13 protein-coding genes are annotated in these 17116 nt (G+C 48.7%); 8 read left to right on the forward strand and 5 right to left on the reverse strand.

Translation table 11 applies throughout. The features are described from left to right. Window positions 1–71: 71 nt before the first annotated feature. Genes G3M70_03435 through G3M70_03455 form a run of 5 tightly spaced genes read left to right on the forward strand, consistent with a single transcriptional unit; the run spans window position 72 to window position 7393 of the window. Complete coding sequence (locus tag G3M70_03435; protein ID QPJ60991.1) at window positions 72–1877, forward strand: radical SAM protein; 1806 nt, start codon at window positions 72–74, stop codon at window positions 1875–1877. Window positions 1878–1900: 23 nt separating this feature from the next. After that, window positions 1901–3340 carry a glycosyltransferase family 2 protein gene (locus G3M70_03440; protein ID QPJ60992.1) on the forward strand — a complete coding sequence of 480 codons (1440 nt, stop codon included), beginning with the start codon at window positions 1901–1903 and terminating at the stop codon, window positions 3338–3340. After that, the gene (locus G3M70_03445) at window positions 3337–4287 is read left to right on the forward strand and encodes a glycosyltransferase family 2 protein (GenBank protein QPJ60993.1); all 951 of its coding nucleotides are present in this window, start codon (window positions 3337–3339) and stop codon (window positions 4285–4287) included. Before G3M70_03440 ends, G3M70_03445 begins: the two co-directional genes overlap by 4 nt. Further along, window positions 4284–6419, forward strand: a complete 2136-nt coding sequence (locus G3M70_03450; GenBank protein ID QPJ60994.1) for a B12-binding domain-containing radical SAM protein — start codon at window positions 4284–4286, stop codon at window positions 6417–6419. The genes G3M70_03445 and G3M70_03450 overlap by 4 nt, the downstream gene beginning before the upstream one ends. Beyond that, window positions 6416–7393, forward strand: a complete 978-nt coding sequence (locus G3M70_03455) for a class I SAM-dependent methyltransferase (protein ID QPJ60995.1) — start codon at window positions 6416–6418, stop codon at window positions 7391–7393. Before G3M70_03450 ends, G3M70_03455 begins: the two co-directional genes overlap by 4 nt. A 25-nt stretch (window positions 7394–7418) precedes the next feature. On the opposite strand, the gene G3M70_03460 is transcribed toward G3M70_03455, so the two are convergent. The 3 genes from G3M70_03460 to G3M70_03470 are packed head-to-tail and all read right to left on the reverse strand — an operon-like array spanning window position 7419 to window position 11433. Then, window positions 7419–8909: a hypothetical protein gene (locus G3M70_03460; protein QPJ60996.1), complete on the reverse strand. Its 1491-nt coding sequence runs from the start codon at window positions 8907–8909 to the stop codon at window positions 7419–7421. Between the two features lie 23 nt (window positions 8910–8932). Beyond that, window positions 8933–9949, reverse strand: a complete 1017-nt coding sequence (locus G3M70_03465; protein ID QPJ60997.1) for a hypothetical protein — start codon at window positions 9947–9949, stop codon at window positions 8933–8935. Continuing rightward, window positions 9946–11433 (reverse strand): radical SAM protein, encoded by a 1488-nt coding sequence (locus G3M70_03470; protein QPJ60998.1) that lies wholly within the window; start codon window positions 11431–11433, stop codon window positions 9946–9948. The genes G3M70_03465 and G3M70_03470 overlap by 4 nt, the downstream gene beginning before the upstream one ends. Window positions 11434–11669: 236 nt before the next feature. On the opposite strand from G3M70_03470, the gene G3M70_03475 reads away from it, so the two are divergent. From G3M70_03475 to G3M70_03485, 3 genes are all read left to right on the forward strand, one after another. Then, entirely contained in the window at window positions 11670–15380 is a 3711-nt protein-coding gene (locus tag G3M70_03475; protein ID QPJ60999.1) for a hypothetical protein, read from the forward strand. 31 nt (window positions 15381–15411) lie between these two features. Then, entirely contained in the window at window positions 15412–15744 is a 333-nt protein-coding gene (locus G3M70_03480) for a hypothetical protein (protein ID QPJ61000.1), read from the forward strand. 146 nt (window positions 15745–15890) lie between these two features. Beyond that, complete coding sequence (locus G3M70_03485) at window positions 15891–16145, forward strand: hypothetical protein (GenBank protein QPJ61001.1); 255 nt, start codon at window positions 15891–15893, stop codon at window positions 16143–16145. Between the two features lie 68 nt (window positions 16146–16213). On the opposite strand, the gene G3M70_03490 is transcribed toward G3M70_03485, so the two are convergent. Together G3M70_03490 and G3M70_03495 are read right to left on the reverse strand one after the other, a co-directional pair. After that, window positions 16214–16495, reverse strand: coding sequence for a hypothetical protein (locus G3M70_03490; GenBank protein QPJ61002.1), 282 nt, complete (start codon window positions 16493–16495; stop codon window positions 16214–16216). Next, window positions 16492–16809: a hypothetical protein gene (locus G3M70_03495; GenBank protein QPJ61003.1), complete on the reverse strand. Its 318-nt coding sequence runs from the start codon at window positions 16807–16809 to the stop codon at window positions 16492–16494. The genes G3M70_03490 and G3M70_03495 overlap by 4 nt, the downstream gene beginning before the upstream one ends. Window positions 16810–17116 lie beyond the last annotated feature (307 nt).

The raw sequence follows: 17116 nt of genomic DNA on the forward strand, positions 1-17116 counted from the left end.
GACTCTTTTGTTTATAATTAATTTAAAGGGACTTAGTGGCGGAATAATTCCCCCGCAGGTCAGGACTCGATATGAAAATCCTCGTTTGTCAGCCTCCGGGAAGATTTCCCGGTGATCGTTACGTCTGTCCATTTCCAAGTCGCTGGACCAGTATGTTCCAGGGCTATCCGGTATTCATCTATTACCCGTATGAGCTTGCCTATCTGAGCACCCTCCTCAAACGGGAATTCCCTGACGACTACGTCAAACTGATCGACGGCACATACCTGCGTTTCACGGCGGAGGATTATATTCAGTATCTGGACCAGGAAAAACCAGACTGGCTGATCTTCGAAGTCGATACAGTGACCTATAAAGAAAGCCTGCGTATTGCAAAGGCCATGAAAGCCAAGTACGGAACACGGGTGATCATCACAGGCCAGTACCCGACAGCCTTTCCGGAAAGTGTCATTGCAGACGGAATGGATTATGCGTGCATCGGCGAGTTCGAATATGCAGTGGTTGACATTCTGAATGGATTGGACCCCAAAACCATTTCCGGTGTTTATCCAAACAGCTATCGCAAGGTATTGGACATCGATTCACTACCCGATCCGGAAGACGAGGATATCCGACGCATCGACTACAGCTATTGTGGTGGACACCGCTGGACCAAATATCGCGAAATTGAAGTCCACGCTTCCCGCGGCTGCCCGTACACCTGCGATTTCTGTGTAGCGGGTACGGTTTACTATGAAAAAGAGAACTGGCGGTTTCGTAGCCCGCAACGCATCGTAGCCGAAATAGAAAACCTGCGCCGCAAGTATCCCGAGATGGAGGGTTGCTGGTTCAACGAAGAAACCCACATCATCCGCAAAAAGGACATCATGTCGTTTTGTCAGGCACTGATTGATTCCGGGAATAACGACCTGCGCTATGAAGCGATGGCTAACCATCAACGCATCGATGAAGAAATTCTCGAGATGATCAAAAAAGCCGGTTATTACAAACTGCGACTGGGCATTGAAACCATCGACGAGGCAACCGGGAAGAGTATTGGACGCAAAACCAAAGCTGATCGCCTGCACGAATTGCTACGCTCTGCCAAACGGCTGGGAATAGAAATTTACGGCACCTTCATGATCGGGGCTTCCGGGTCAACACCTGAAGGCGATCGCAAGACCATCGACTACGGCAAAAAACTGATCTCGGAAGATCTGATTTCAAGCTGGCAGTGCTCCATCTCGGTTCCTCATCCGGGCACCACCTTTCATAAGAAAGCTCAGGAGAATGGATGGCTGGCGACCAATGACCTGGAATCTTTCAACGGATCAAGCGGTACTGTGGTCAGCTACCCGAACTATTCCAGCGAGCAAATAATGGATTCCGTGCAACTAATGAGTCGTGAATTCCGCGATGCAAGGGTGCAGGAAACGGTTCGCCCCAAACGATCGCTGGCAGCTGAGAAAACCGCCATCCTGAAACAGGACAAGCCGGAAATCGACAAACTGGTTAAATCGATGAATGCCCGCTTTGAATCCGACCCCAAAGGTGCAGCAGAAGAGGCAGAAATGATTCTTGAAAAATTTCCTCAATTACTGAGCCCAAGATATGTTCTCGGAAAAGTGGCTGTGCTGGAAGGTCAACTTCAACAGGCGCGCGAGCAGTTTGAATACGTTTACAAAACTGCGGTCGACTATGATGATGCCCTGATGTTTGGTGCCGGTGCACATTACCGACTCGGTATGATCTGCATTGAAGAAGACAAACGCGACGAAGCGTTGCAGCATTTCAAAATGTGCATGCACCTGAGTCCCGACCACCAGGAAGCAAGAAAGCAATACTGGCAATTGATTCCTGACACCATACCCGAAGCCGAACCGGCTGTGGTTTCCTGACCCTCACACCCGAGCCCGTCCATATGCCTGGAACCTGCATTGTTTTTTGTACCGCACGGGAAGCTGAGGTCCATCGTGCGTCTTCCCTTGCAGGAAATTCCGAAGACAATGTCCGTTTTTTCGGTCCCGATTCATCTCCGTTTAACAATGCCGGAAAAAATAATTTTATTGGTTGGGGTGAGGGGCCCTTTACTTTGACAAAAGCCCTCCGTCATTTTTTCCGATTGAAATCATTTGCACCTTCGAAGGTGATCCTGCCACTCAACAATGAGAGTGGTGCAGGATATGGGCTGTTGCGACTGTTCGCTCTTGGACTTTCAGACCAGGCGATAGAAATACCTCCCTCTGGTAAAGAAGAAAAAACGTCCATCGGAAAAATACTATCGCAAAAGGAAATCATCTGGCACACCGGGCTGATCTGGTTTTTCGACTGTATCGCACCTGTTTTACGTTTGTGGTTGAACACAAAAGCACCTCCCTTAACCAGCAACTCAAGGCCACCAGCACAACCTGAAACCATCCAGGATTTTTACAATGAAGAGCCTCCCGAGGCTTCTATCATTATCCGGACATTCAATGAAGCTCAATACCTGGGTCAAACACTTGAAGCCATCGGCCGCCAAAAAGGTCCGACGCGGGAAATCATCGTCATCGATTCAGGTTCTACAGACAATTCTGTAACCATTGCCTGTTCCCATTCGGTGAGGGTGTATGGAATATCGAAAGAATCGTTTCATTATTCGAGCGCTCTCAACCTTGGTGCCCGGTTGGCTCGTGGAAAATATCTGGTGAATCTCAGCGCACATGCGGTCCCTCAAACCGATACCTGGCTGGCCAAACTCATCGAACCCATGCAGACAGATGAAAACGTTGCGGGAGTCTGCGGTCGTGAAGTGCCTATAAAAGACTGGGCCAGCCCGTTTGAAAGGAAGCTTTTGCACGATATGTTTCGATTGGAAAAAAGAGTGATGACGGAATCCTTCTTTTTCTCCAACGCCAACGCAGCCATGCGACGCGATTTGGCACTTGAAGTTCCTTTCGACGAGAACATCGACTGGGGTGAGGATCAGGTCTGGGCCCATGCGGTGCATCAACGTGGATTTAAAACCGTCTACACACCGGAAGGTCCGGTAGCGCACTCCCACAACCTGTCCATGGTCGATTGTTTTGTTCGCACCTTAAAATTTCAACGAACACTTTTCCGGCGCATGCATCATGATCGAGCCGACATCACCAATGATGAGTTCCATTTTCACCTGCCAGCACGCGCCCTTTCGTTTAGAAGGTTTATCAGCAAAAACCGACTGATGCCGGAACTGAAAGCCTGGTTCGCCCCCTCTTTTTGTGAATATATTAATTTTATGGGCAGCGATATGGCCCACCGGGAAATAATGATCGCAAGGCGCCGGACGTCTTGTTCAGATAAAAGTTATCGGCCCAAAAAGGAGGCGGTATTGCCATGAAGGTTTCGGTAATTATTCCCAACTGGAACGGCGCGCGGTTACTCGGTATGTGCCTGGACTCCCTTCTGGCATCCAGCTTCAGCGATTTTGAAACCATTGTGGTTGATAACGGATCGGAAGATGCCTCGTCTGCTTTGATTCGTGAACGCTATCCACAAGTCCATCTAATCCAGCTTGATCGAAATTATGGATTCGCCCCTGCCTGCAATGAGGGCATCCGCAATGCAAAGGGCGACTTTGTTGTATTACTCAACAACGACATCGAAGTCGAACAAGACTGGCTTCGTGAGTTGGTAGAGGGTATGAAGCGGCATCCAGATTGCCGCATGGGCGCTTCTCGTATGATGTATCGGGATGACCGCGACCAGTTCTGCAATGCTGGAGATGGATTCTTTGCCTGGGGCGCCGGTAAGTCGCGTGGCGAAGGTGAAATAGATTTTGGACAATATGATACCGAGGTTGAGGTTCCGGGCGTTTGTGCTGGCGCGGCCGTTTACAAACGCAGCCTGTTCGATGATGTCGGGTTGTTTGACGAAAGGTTTCACTCATTGGCCGAGGATGTTGATTTGAATCTTCGAGCCCGTCTTAACGGAGACAAGGCCTTTTATTTTCCAAAGGCACGGGTTTTCCATATTGGCTCAGCAACACTTGGCCGGTACAGTGACCGTTATGTGTATCAGGCACACCGCAACGAATGGTTCGTGATGCTGAAGAATCTGCCATTGAAACATTTTCTCCGGCACCTGCCGGGTATCATCCGTTATCAAATCCGGACTACCAGCTACTTTTCTTCTCGCGGACAAGGCGGCTTGTTGTTAAAAGCCAAACTCGACGCGATCAGGCAATTTCCATCCATGTTGAAAAGCCGTAGCCGGATCCAGAATAATAGAATCCTATCTGACTCTGGCCTGGAGAAGATCATGGAAAAAGAAAGGGAGGCCGCATGAAGGTGACGCTTATTTATCCACCGGATCGTAACTTCCCGGGGAACCCTTATTCCAGTCTGCCGGCACTTTCATCCTGCTTAAAGGAAAAAGGCCACGACACCGCCCTGCATGATGTGAATCTGGAGGTGTTCCTCGAACTTGTGAACACGGACGTGCTGACATCACATTATGACCGGCTGAATGAACGCATGCATTATCTGGGCATCAAACACTCCCTCGAACCTGCCGAAGCGACAGAATACCAGTCATTGGTGCAACAACTATCGATCCCCAGAGAGTGTCTGGAAAACGCACAAGCTGGTCTGGAGATAATGAAAAATGCAGAGTCGTTTTACGAACCTGACCAGTTCAATCGTGCTTACGATGATTTGCGTTCTACTCTCAGGTTCTATTTCGGGGAGCACCCTCTCGACAATGCGGCAAATCCGGATGTCGTCAACCGGCTGATGGACCGTCTGCAGCAACCGATGGATGATCCCATTACCACTGCACTTCAAAACGGGATCATCGACACTATACTTACAGAAAAGCCCGGCCTGATTGGAATCAGCATTCCCTTTATGGTGTCTTACTGGGAAGGAATGCGTCTCGCAAAATTGTTCAAAGAAAAAGCACCGCATATTCCAATCATCATTGGCGGTGCCCTCATCGAAAATCATGAGGCGATTTTCACCGGCGATCCACGTCTGTTTGAGCTTTTTGATTTTGTCATGGTCGGAGATGGAGACCTTGCACTTCCCAACCTTGCCACCGCTCTGGAAAACGGCAGCGACCTTAAAGAGGTGTCGAACCTTTACTATAAAGATGAAAAAGGAAACTGGGCGTTTACAGTTCACGAACGACTGAATGATTTGAGCTCACTTCCTGCTCCGGATTTTGCCGGCATGGCTTTAACCGATTATCCTGCGCCAGAGGTGGGGGCAACGTTCCAGACCTCCCGCGGTTGTTATTACGGAAAATGCACATTCTGTTCGGAGAGTTTCCGTGAGAATTACCGTTTGAGAAAGCCGGAACGGGTATTCGATGACATGGTCCATATTCACAACACCACCGGCATCCGTCATTTTTATTTCTGGGACTCCCTGTGTCCGCCGAGAACACTCAAGTACGTCGCCGAACAGGTTAAAGAAAAAAATCTTCCCTTTATCTGGTTCGCAGAAACCAAGATGGAGAAGGCCTACCTTCCACCCGAGTTCATGCAGAATCTTGCAGATGGCGGCTGCCGATTCCTGCAATTCGGGTTTGAGTCGGCCAGCCAGCGGGTACTCGATCTCATCGACAAGGACAACGACCTGAAGGAAGTGGATCAGGTTCTGGACAACATGGCCAATGCAGGAATCATGGCCTGCATGACGTGGTTTATTGGCTTCCCAACAGAGACCGAAGGCGAAGCCCGGTTGACCTTTGATTATATTCGCAGTCACGGACCCAATATTGCTTTGTCAGCCTACTGCGGGGTCTACCATTTGTTACCAGATCAACCCCTGTTCTACCATCAGAAAAAGCTTGGCATTGAAGTTGAGCAGAATGAACACGGAGGTTACGTTTATACCTACCTGGATGGGTCCTCTCCTTACGACAAGACCGAGTATCATCAGGCCTACGAAGCACGTTCGGACTCTAAACTGCTACATCATGGTGGCTACCTGCTATATGCCGACCATAGCCCAGAAAAACTGGTGGAGCTTACCGGAGCCTATCGTTCCGGAACCATCGTGCGACACATTCCAGATTTAAAAAGAACCAATGTAGTATTCAATGATGCTGCAGTATTAAAACAGTTTCCTCGCGATTTCACTCAGGATTTTTCAATGCCCCCGCAACCGTTCACCCTTGTTTATCACAAGATGTCGGGTGAAATATTTCGTTTGCGAGGTCGGGAAATTTCCGCTCTTAAAAAATGTAGGGAGCCGATGACTTCGGAAAATTTACGTTCCGCGCTTGGTGTGGAATGGAACGAGATGAGTGACATCTTGACCAAGCTGTCTCACCGCGGATTGTTGCGTTTTGTGGGTCAGGTAGAACAATTTAAGATCGAACCTGCCGCAGCGCGTTTCGCAGGCTCCGGATATCTTCTGGATGAAGTTCCTTCCAATACCATGGAAACCAAATCTGTGAGCACTTCTGCATGAACCTGTTGCATCTATTCGAGGGAAATCAGGAGCACTATCAAAAACCGCTCTACATCTATTCGGCGCACCATTCTAAAACCCAGTTTTTCCTGAACACCATCTCTAAAGTTTACGGCTCACAAAAACTGACTGTAATCCTGCGCGGAAACTCATCTTCGCTTGACGTTCCTCAAAATATGGAAATTATTTCTCTGGACTTGAGTGAAACCACTTCCAATGAAACCCAATTTGATTTTAAAAAAGTCGTGTCGTCCGGCAGTTTTGACAGTCTGCTGATCCAGAATGACGAGTCCTCCGAATCCTTCGAAGTGGTCGATTTAATGCCGCTTCTCAGCATTTTTGGGGATAGCCACCGTATCGCCTTCCTCAATGCCAACTTCCAGATCATACCTGTCAATGAACTAATTGCCATATGGAAAAATTCGATTCATCTCAAGGACGCTGGTTTAACGGTGAATTGTCCTGGCTTGATGATCGGTCGAGAACTCGCTCATCTGGAAAGGCTGGCCCGAACCCGGCCTCCGTCGGACACCGTGATTGAAATCGGTCGCTATTACGGTCGGTCTACAATCGCACTAGGCCAGGGTGTTAAAAGCAGCAAACTCGGAAAAGTAATCAGTATTGATCCTTTTTCAGCCCCGGATATTCAAGAGCGAATCAAGGCACATTGTGTTTCGCACTTTGTCGAATTGTGGGACCAGACTTCGCGCTCCGGCTTTGAACGCTGGAGAAAAGAAAGGGCAAAATACAAAGCTGGAATGTTGTTCATCGATGGCGACCACCGTTATCCTGCCGTCATTCAGGATATTGAAATGTGGTCCAGCGTTCTGATGCCGGGAGGGATTATCGCATTACACGATTACTACGAAACCCAGCCGGATTGCCTGAAGGCACTTAATGAAAAGATAATATGGTCAGGAAATTTTGAACAAATAGAATTGAAAACCAGCCTGCTGATTGCACGCAAAAAATAATAGACCGGTTTTTTCGGAAAACTTTTTAAGATCGAATTCGGAGAGGTGTTCTGGGTGTTCTCTCCAGATAATCCGGGGCTCCCTGAATTCGATACACCAGATAAAGGAAAGCGAAAGCTTTTTTATGCGAAAAGTTTTCGCGAATGGCATTTTCAAAACAATCGCGCGCAGCCACAAGTTCCCCTCGTATAACTTCCAGCTCTCCAAGATGAAACCACACTCCACTTCTTAAATCCTGTGGCAGATCCCTCTCCTGCAACTGGAGAAACTGCAACCTCGCCTCTTCATATCTCAAACTCTTCCGGGCTACAGAGGCCTCCTGATACTGACGATAGATTGCGGCCGTTTCCACCTTCTCCCTGCCCATCTCTTCACGTATAGTTTGAAAGTATCGTGCAGGATGGGTTGCCAGGCACTCCTGGCAGTCCCGGGGCTGCCTCTGTTCCGGCTGACAAAACATCAGATAACGCAGGTAGCGAAAAGGGAAAGAGTTCCAGAATGCCTTCGCTCCTGCCCCGTCGGGCATATGCGGCAAATCCAGGCTACCGCAACACACTTTGGGAGGCACATCCAGTCCGCTGAATATCAGGGTATTGTCGACATAGGAGCAGGGCGTCGCTGCCTCTTCCAGTTTTCCATATTCATTAAAAGAAATTTTGAGTCCTCTCTCCCGCCAACGGTCAGACACTTCGTTAAGATAGGACCGACAGGCCTCATAGTTTTCTGCGAAAGAAGCCTCGTAAACATTTTTAACCAGACGACCTCTTGCATCCCGGTTGATTGACATAGGAAACAACACAATATGCTCCACACCGAGTGACTGCGCTCTTTCAAACAAGCCGTTCATTTGTTCGAGGTTTTCAAGATTCACCGTGATGTGCAGTTCGAGGTGTGGAGTATTTGAGTCCTGCTCCTGTTTTACCTGTTGCACCAGTTCAATCTTTTCCCACAGGTTCCGACTGTATTCCGCTTTTCCACTGCCATGACCGACAGCGGAATTTCCTTCGAAAGATATCTGAAGGCAATCCAGCTTTCGGTCCATCAATTCTCCGAGTCGTCGACGCGTCAACCCCACTCCGCTTGTCGTCACAAGCGTGTACTTATCCATACCCTTCTCAAGAAAATCGTTAAGGTAAGGACTGTCCAGAGTTTCACCTACACCAACGAAGCACCAGTGCGTAGCCTCTTTAATCCAGGGCAGAATATCTTCCCACGATTGCGGCGATAAAAAATCACGTCCGCCATAAGGTTGGGGACTGATATGAAAACCAGCATTACACATCTCGCAGCCAATATTGCAGGTGTATGAAGGGGAGATTGCAAAATGAGTTGGATAGGGCGCAGTCAATTCGGGGAACACATTGGGGCGATGCGCCGCCTGTTTCAACAGGGTTCGTAACGGGTCCGCATTTTCTTCAAAATTGTCGATCGCCTGTAGAGCCTCCTTGACACGATCATTCAATATCAGGTTCAGCAATTCTTTTTCGGTAATGGGCTGGGCTGGTGTTTGAAGCATAAGTCTTTTTAATTCCTACAACTCTATTGTTTGATTACAAAGGCTGCCCCATCATAACCCAAAAGAACTGCTTCGGGTTTATCCTGGAAAAAATGATCGACTGCAATACGCTCTCCGAGGGTCGCTCCAAAACTGTAATTTTGAAACATGAGGATACCACCGGGAACCATTCGCGGATAAAGCTGTTCGCACAAAAAGCGTGTCACCTCAAACTGATCGCAGTCGACATGTACCAGGCAAAATGGACCTTCGCCTGAGGCGAGAAATGTTGTGGTCACGTCCCCGGGAATAAATCGCACGTTGTTAAAATGGCCCAGCAAATTTTTAACACGGTCCAGACTGTTCCCTGAGAAATCGTTGACATCCACCAGGTCCAACGCTGAGCTTTGGGGAATTCCATTGAAGGTGTCGTACAAAAACAACAATTTTTCATCGAGTCCGAAGTGCTGCATGGCCTTCGCAAAAAAGTAAGCGCTGCCTCCCTGGAACACTCCAAACTCCGCCACATCACCTTCCAGTGTAGCGGCCTGCTTCAAATATTGGTAACAGCAATACCAGTTTTTTTCCTCTGTATACCAGACCGAGCCATGGCGGTTCAGTGCCTCAGTCGTTTCCTCGGCCAAAGCAGCGAATTCTAATTCGGCAAGGGGTTGCGCTTCCCGATGAACAAACAGTATCTCTTTTGCTTTGAAGGACGAAAAAGCCAACTGGCTTAAAACCCCGGTCAAGGACGGACTGTCGATCAATACAGCGACCAGATCGATTTTCGGTTCAAGATGTTCTGCATCTTCAAACGATAAAACGGCACAGGACTTTACAGGACCAGGCTCTCCGGCCCTACGGTTGTCAATGATGCAGACGGGAACAAACCGACCGCCAAGCACTGAATAGAATTCGTTTACGAGAGATGCTGTCTGGTACGTGTATCCATAAAACGCAACCCGGGTACCGGGATGTTCACGAATGTGATCAAACAGTCTTTGCTTAAGCTGATCCAGGTTTCGAATTGCTTTTTGCTCAATGCGCTGGCCTTCATTCATACGAGGAGGCCTCCCGGTTTGATTTCCGGATGATAGGAAAGAGGGAATTTGTCCTGTCGTTTAGCGACCTTTGGGAGACCGGTGATGCGGGTCAACAAAGACAGATACGCCCAACCGCGCCTGTGATCGAAATTATGCTGGATACATTTCTGGATGTTGTCGAGCGCAGCTCCATCATTGGCGCGTGCCAGTTCAATCTCAGCGAGGTGAAAATAGACCTTGCCTTTTAAGGCATCGTCATCACTCAGTTCCAACACTTCCTGCATGCGGGACTCCGCTTCCTTCCACGAGCCCTCACGTTTTAATCGCGACCCTTCCTGATAAATAGAAACCGGGTCCATCGCTGGTGGTCTGGTATCCAACGCTTCACCGCAGGACTTGTAATATTTTCGTGTCTCAAGGATCCAGCAATCCTGGCATTCACGCGGCAACCCAGCCCGCTCGCCAACAAAATGCAGATAGCGAAAATACCGAAACGGAAATGAGTTCCAGTAATCCTCTGGCGGTGTGTCCCAAAACGTCAATGGCATCTCAATCTTGCCACAACAGATGTTGGGACCACTGGAAAGACCATGGATCTGAATTGTGTTATCGACATAACTGCAGACCGGAGCTTTCTCATGATATTCGGGATAGGCGTTCACCTGCAGGCGCAGCCCGTTCCGGTTCCAATGGTCAACCAGTTTTTTGAACTCCGTAGAACAACGATCGAAATCCGGGCCAAACGATTTTTCATAGAGCATGGGACTGATCTCTCCGCTGTCCTCTACCACAGACATGGGAAGCAGCAGAATGTCTCGGATATTGCGCTCTTTTGCTTTTGCAAAAAGGTTATCAAGATCGTCCAGGTTTTCGCTGTTCACGGTAACGTTGAGACCCATCACCGGGCTTTCACTGTGCATTTCCTCTTTTACCTGGGTGACCAGGTCGATCTTGCTCCAGATATTTTTGATGTAGGTGTCCTTGCCGTCGCCATGCCCAACCGATGTTTTACCGTCGAAAGAAAAATTCAGGATCTGGACACCAGTCTCGATCATCTTCCGGATTTTTTCCCGAGTTAACGGGACACCACTGGTAGTCACGACTTTTACCGGACCATCCACGTCATCCAGAAAATCGAAGAGATGGGGAGAGTCGAGCGTTTCCCCGATTCCGACAAAGAACACGTGAGTCCCGGTACGGACCCAGGATTTGGCTTTTTCGAATTGTTCCGGCGACAGGTATTTGTAATTGGGATCCAGCTCGGTTTTATTGTGAAACCCCGTGATGCACATTTTGCAACCAATGTTGCAGGTATATGAAGGGTTGACGACTACGTAGTCGGGTAAGTCTGCCGTCATGGAAGCCAACGGCTTTTCACAACCCAATGCCCGGTATATGAGGTCTCTCAGGATGGAATCCGGCCCACTTTCATTTTCCAGTACACACGCAGCCTCTTCCAGTTGGTCGGTCATGAGCAGATCAAGAACTTCTTGCGAGGGCATTGCGGGTCTCCGGATACAGGCTATTGTCAGTTTTGGCGAGGGCCTTTATCTCCTTAAGGACAAAGGACCCTCAATTGACTTTATCGACATAAAAATGGGGAGACTTTAGGGGCGCAGGGGGCCTTGAACAGATAAACCCAGAGGGAAAACAAGACTTCCTGAGGATTGTATAACATTTTGAATTATGATTAAATAACCGGTCAGCGCCGCAAAATTAACCGGCCTGCCCCCATCCTATGACCCATCCCTCAAAACGTCTCAAAAATCTGTCGCCGGAAGAAATCGCTACCCTCTTTTTGAGCGAATTCGCGTCCAGCACCACCTCCAAAGAGGCACGTGCTTTTCTGGGCGCGTTTCGGGAAAAAGTTTCGGCTTCCGATTTTCCTCCAGAGCGAATGGACGATGCAAAGAAAGTTTTAAAATCCCTCAATGATCTGTTTGTGGTCGAAACGCCCGAACCGTTTTGCCGTAAAGTTGAAGGTGGTCTCAAACCTTCTCCGCCCTCGGGAATGACTTGGGCTCCTGATGGAGGCCTGATCATTGCGGATGACTTCAACCACCGTATCCAGGTTTACGATGCGAACCACAGCCTCAAAATTCAGTTTGGCTCTAAAGGGAAAAATCCGGGCGAGTTTCAATATCCCAAAGGCATTGCACTGGACCCGGCGGGCCATCTTTATGTAGCCGACGGATGGAACCACCGCGTCCAGAAATTTGATCTCGAAGGAAATTTTATCGGCGCGTTCGGCGAATTTGGTGAAGGCCCTGGCCAGATGAATGAGCCCTGGGATGTGCTGGTGGATTCTACCGGACGCATAGTGGTGGTGGAACGCTACAACCATCGTCTTCAGTTTTTTGATTCGGATGGCAATTCACTGGGTTGGACCGGACAACGCGCAACTGTGTTCGAAGATCAGCTGGCGTTCATTTATGAAACATCCGCGGCATTGGCACCGCGTCCGGCGCTGGAGTTTCCCACCTGCCTGGACGAAGATTCTCTCGGCAATTTTTTCCTCACAGACAGCGCCAATCATAGAATTCTGAAGTTTGACAGTGAATGGAATCTAATAAAAAGTTTTGGCAGTCAGGGAGATCGTCCCGGACAATTTCAATACCCCCTGAGTTTGTCTATTGATGATGGCGGACTCCTTTACGTTGCGGATTTAAACAACAACCGCATCCAGAAGTTTACCGGAGAAGGGGTTTTCATTGAAGCTTTCTCCGAAGGCCAGGGCGGCGCAGCATTAAAAATGCCAGGACTGGTCCTTGCAGGGAAAGACGGAGCGCTTGTGATCGCACTCACTCTTGATGCCACTCTACACAGGTTTCAATCCCCCACCCTCACTTCGGACAAAACCTACCAGGCCCTTTCTGCTTTACAACCCGATTCAGCCGAAATCAGACTTTCACACAGCCATCACCTTGAAGACAGTGGACATAGAGAGGCCGCTTTAAACCTGTGTCAACAGACCCTCGACCTTACGGCGACAAAACCTCTTTCAAAAGAAGCTGAAACTCTGCCCGCCACCTGGTCGAACCTTGCCAGCAAAGTGGAATCGACTGAACCCCTGCTGGGCACTCTTATTCAGTTGGGGCTGATACACGCTAACCGGCGCGGGCACCTTCTTAAACAATTTCAGGAATGGACAGATTTTCTGCCGAGCTACTGTGGGCGGTTGGTGGAAGAGCAAAATAATATCCTGAATCACAATGAAGATCCGTTGGAGTTTGACCGCGAGCTTTTCAATATGAAAAGCCAGGACAAAGCCCTGTTCCGCAGCACCCGTCTTGCGATGGTTGAGTACCGGGAGTCGGTTGCCCGACTGGAAAACGCTTTTCGTGAAACTCTCCTGCTACCGCTTGAGGATCCGTTTCTCATACCCTTGATGGCCCAGATCAAACAGGAGTTTGAAGATGTGGGCGAACTTCTTGTGCAATTACTAAAGCGCAAGGAACAGAGTGAGACCTTCCTCATCAAAACTTTACAGGATGAACGCGGCGCCCAGGAACACTGGGCCGAGTTTGTGGCCAACCACAGCATCAGCAACCGGATTTCCGAACAGGTGCGACAGTTGATCGTCGAGTTCCTGGCACACGCACGACTGCTCGACACGGCTGCAAAACGATTTTCGAATTGTAAACCTGTAACAGAAACCCTCCGGTCGACTTTATGGAATGAAGGCACAGTCAACCTGTTTGGACAGGTCCTGCTGGGATTTCAGGAAGACCCGGACCTTGTTGCCCATATGCAGGGCATCTTCATGGGGCTTCTCGATGGATGGAAAACGCAGACGGAAAACGACGGACCACCGGTCGCCTCCTTTTCCACCGAGGACATCGCCGCATTCGAATTTGATCGCGAAGAGTTATCGCCTGCGGAACTGACTCGATCCTATCGCATCGGCGGTAGCCCAATTAAGATTCAACCTGATGGAGTATTGTTGGGCGGCGAGCTGTACCCTGTTGGGCTGGTTGCCGGAAAAGAAAGCGACGTGGGTGCAAAACTTGAAAGTATTCTGCAGAACCAGAGTGTCTACAGCGAAAAGATTATTGATGTCCTTAAACAGTCCGGGGATTTGCGGAAACAGAAACTGGAACTTGAAACGCGCCTGCATTCTGTCGACGTGCGGGACAAGGCCACCCCCGTGCAAATTGGCAACAACGTGCGTGTGATCGATTTCCAGATCAATCTGCTGCAACGCATGAACCAGACGCTCGCGGTCAACGAGATGAACAACCTCGTCCGGCTGGTCATCGGGGCCGCTCTGCTGGCTTCGACGGATGCTGGCAAAGCTATACTGGCCGGACTCGACCTGCCTTCTTCGATTAATAAACTTGTTCAAAGTGAATTACAACAGTTGCATCAACTCAAACAGGAATGGAAAGAAGTGGGCCTGTTCCACGCCGGTTTGCAGGGACGGCTGGCAGGCATTTCAAATGAACTGGAACCGGAAAAGGTCAAAGAAATTGAAGCACTGCAGAACCAGGTGGCCAAATCGGATTTCAATTATCTGCAAAAAACTGCGACCGTTTACCGGCAGGCCAACCTAACCGGACTTCTGCAAAAACTGGATGACGCGTTGAATCCTGAGGCAACGGCTGAAAGCGCTCCCACTTTTTCACATTACGTTGGGAGTTTTGGTCATGCCGACAGCGGATTTTTGTATCCGTTCGGTGCGGCGCATCTGAAAAATGGCGAACTACTCGCCACCGATAATAAGAAACATTGCGTGATGCGGTTCTCATCCGAAGGTGTTTATCAAGGAAACTTCGGACGGTTCGGCAACGGACCCGGCGCACTGAACTCGCCTTTTGGCATTGCGGTATCACCAGACCAGACTGTATACGTCGCTGACAACGGGAACCGGCGCATTACCGCGTTCGATGCCAACGGACATTTCCTGAACTCCCTTGGCAACACGGGACCGGAAGAAAACCGCATTGGTCTGGCCTACAGTGTTGCTGTAGATTCCGAAAACAACGTGTGGGTACCCGACACCGAAAAGAATCGCATCCAGGTGTTCTCTTCATCAGGAGAGTTGCAAAAAGTTTTTGGAAAAGAAAACGACACCGCAACTGACCTCGACAATCCCACCGCAGTGTGTCCGCTTGATGATGGTGGATTCATAGTCAGTGACCGATCGGAATACATCCTCAAACGATTCGATAAGGACGGAGGACTGGTGACATCGGTTGACACGACCCAAGCCACGTTGGGAGAAGCCTACAGTCTGGTTCATCACCCGGATCATGGATTGTTTGTTTCCGACACCTTCAACTGCCAGATACTTTGTCTCGACCTGGATTTAAATGTTAAGTGGGTTCACAACCAGACCGGCCGACGCGGCGGACAGGTTTTTAGAATTGGCGGCCTCTCAATTTCAAACAATCAACTTTTCGTCGCCGACTACGATAATATTCGCGTGCAGGTTTTTGATTTAATATAAAAACCTTTGTCCTTTTTTCCCTGAAAAAATTATGAATTGGTCTTCGGAAAAAATCCTACAGACTCTAGATCTATGTGCGGAAAACAACACTTTCCCCATGCTGGACAATGGCTATGTTTATCTTGCTGCAACACGAATGTCACTTTTTTTCTCCAAAGAAGATTGGGGACTTTCAATTGAAGTATTTGGTTTTTCACCACGTTCAGGGTTACCTGACCTTCATATTTACAATTTTTCCAGCAAATTAAATAATAGGGATAAAGCTTCCGATTACTCTTCTCACGAAGCCTATGAAAATTATTTAAAAAACCACCCAAACGATGAATTTCGTTTCTTTTACCCTATCAAAATGACAACTGGATAAACCAGGAGGATCCTGAATCTATTAATGATCAAGGTATTTGTAATTTAAGAAGAAAAGAAATTCTCCTACCACCCATAGAAAAATATCAAGAACTGGAGATAACACTTGAAAATGAAAGACCTCAAGTATTTGAGTTTTGCCGCTATTTGGCAGCAATAGAAAGGGAAGCAATACTTGCCACCGAAGAAGAGAGGAGAATTAGTATTTTACCTTCGATGCAACAGATACTACAGATTGAAGAATGGTATCACCCCGATTTGGTCGAAGAAGAACTCCCAAGCCAAACAGAAACCTTTCAACAAATTTCCAAGGTTTTGGAATCCGGCGATGTTTCCATGTACCAACCCTCATTAGAACCCAACACGCACTGGAAAAACTGGCCCGATGGTGGCACGTTGTGATCTCATTGCCTTAAACGTAGCTAGTGCCGCTATCAAGCAAACTTATTGTTTAAAAAATTTCCTACCCCTCATTTAGCAACTTTAACCACGGGAATTCCGTTGGTGCCGGACGGGATGTAGACCGTCGTGTGGTTCGGGCTGTCGGCCATTTTGAGTTGTGCCTGTATGGCTTCGTGCTGCAGGTACTGTTCGGTCAATGTGGTGTTGATGATCTTCTGCGCTTCAGCAATGACGCGCGCTTCTTCTACACGAATCTCCGCCTCCTTCTGCGTGATTTTGCGGGCGACTTCCTTACCGCCCAGGTTCTCCACCACCTCTTTGGATTTATCCGGTTCGATCTGGGCAATCATCTGGACCGGGAGGTGACCATCAGGTCGTCCATCGTCAGAATCTTGAAAGCTCCGTGGAAAGTTGCCGGGCGCATGTCGATATTGGTCGCCCGGTTGCGAAACAGGGAAAACCCGCAATTACCGGGTCCGGGAACCGAGCCCGCATTACCGCCCTTGCCAAAAATTCGGGGCACTTTCCGGACATACCCGTTGTGCCCTGCTGGAATGTGGACATGGGTATATAATGTGGAAACAACCAGGGTAACTAAAAAAGATAGAACCAGAACCCCAATTTGGCTATAGAAACTCTCTTTAACCTCTAAAACCAGATCCACCCCATTTTTTCATGACAGCCTCCGGAGAAAATCCCTGGGAATCGAGGTCATAACCCCCAATTGGGGACTGCCCCTGAATGGCCTTATAAACCCTGTTTAATCCCGCTTCCGAAGAAAAAGTGGAAAATCGGACAAAAACCGGCTGATTGAGTATGCCTCTCTTCACCTCCGATTTCCTAACATTTGAATTGATTTTGGGAGTCTAATCTTATAGTATTCCACAGTTCCAATCCCAGTTTGGGCTTTCACCTATGACCTGATTTTTAAACGGTTTTGGTCAAAGGTGAGTGTCCAAACAGGGCGTTGG

This window comes from Candidatus Nitronauta litoralis (genome assembly GCA_015698285.1).
Taxonomy (GTDB): Bacteria; Nitrospinota; Nitrospinia; order Nitrospinales; family Nitrospinaceae; genus Nitronauta; species Nitronauta litoralis.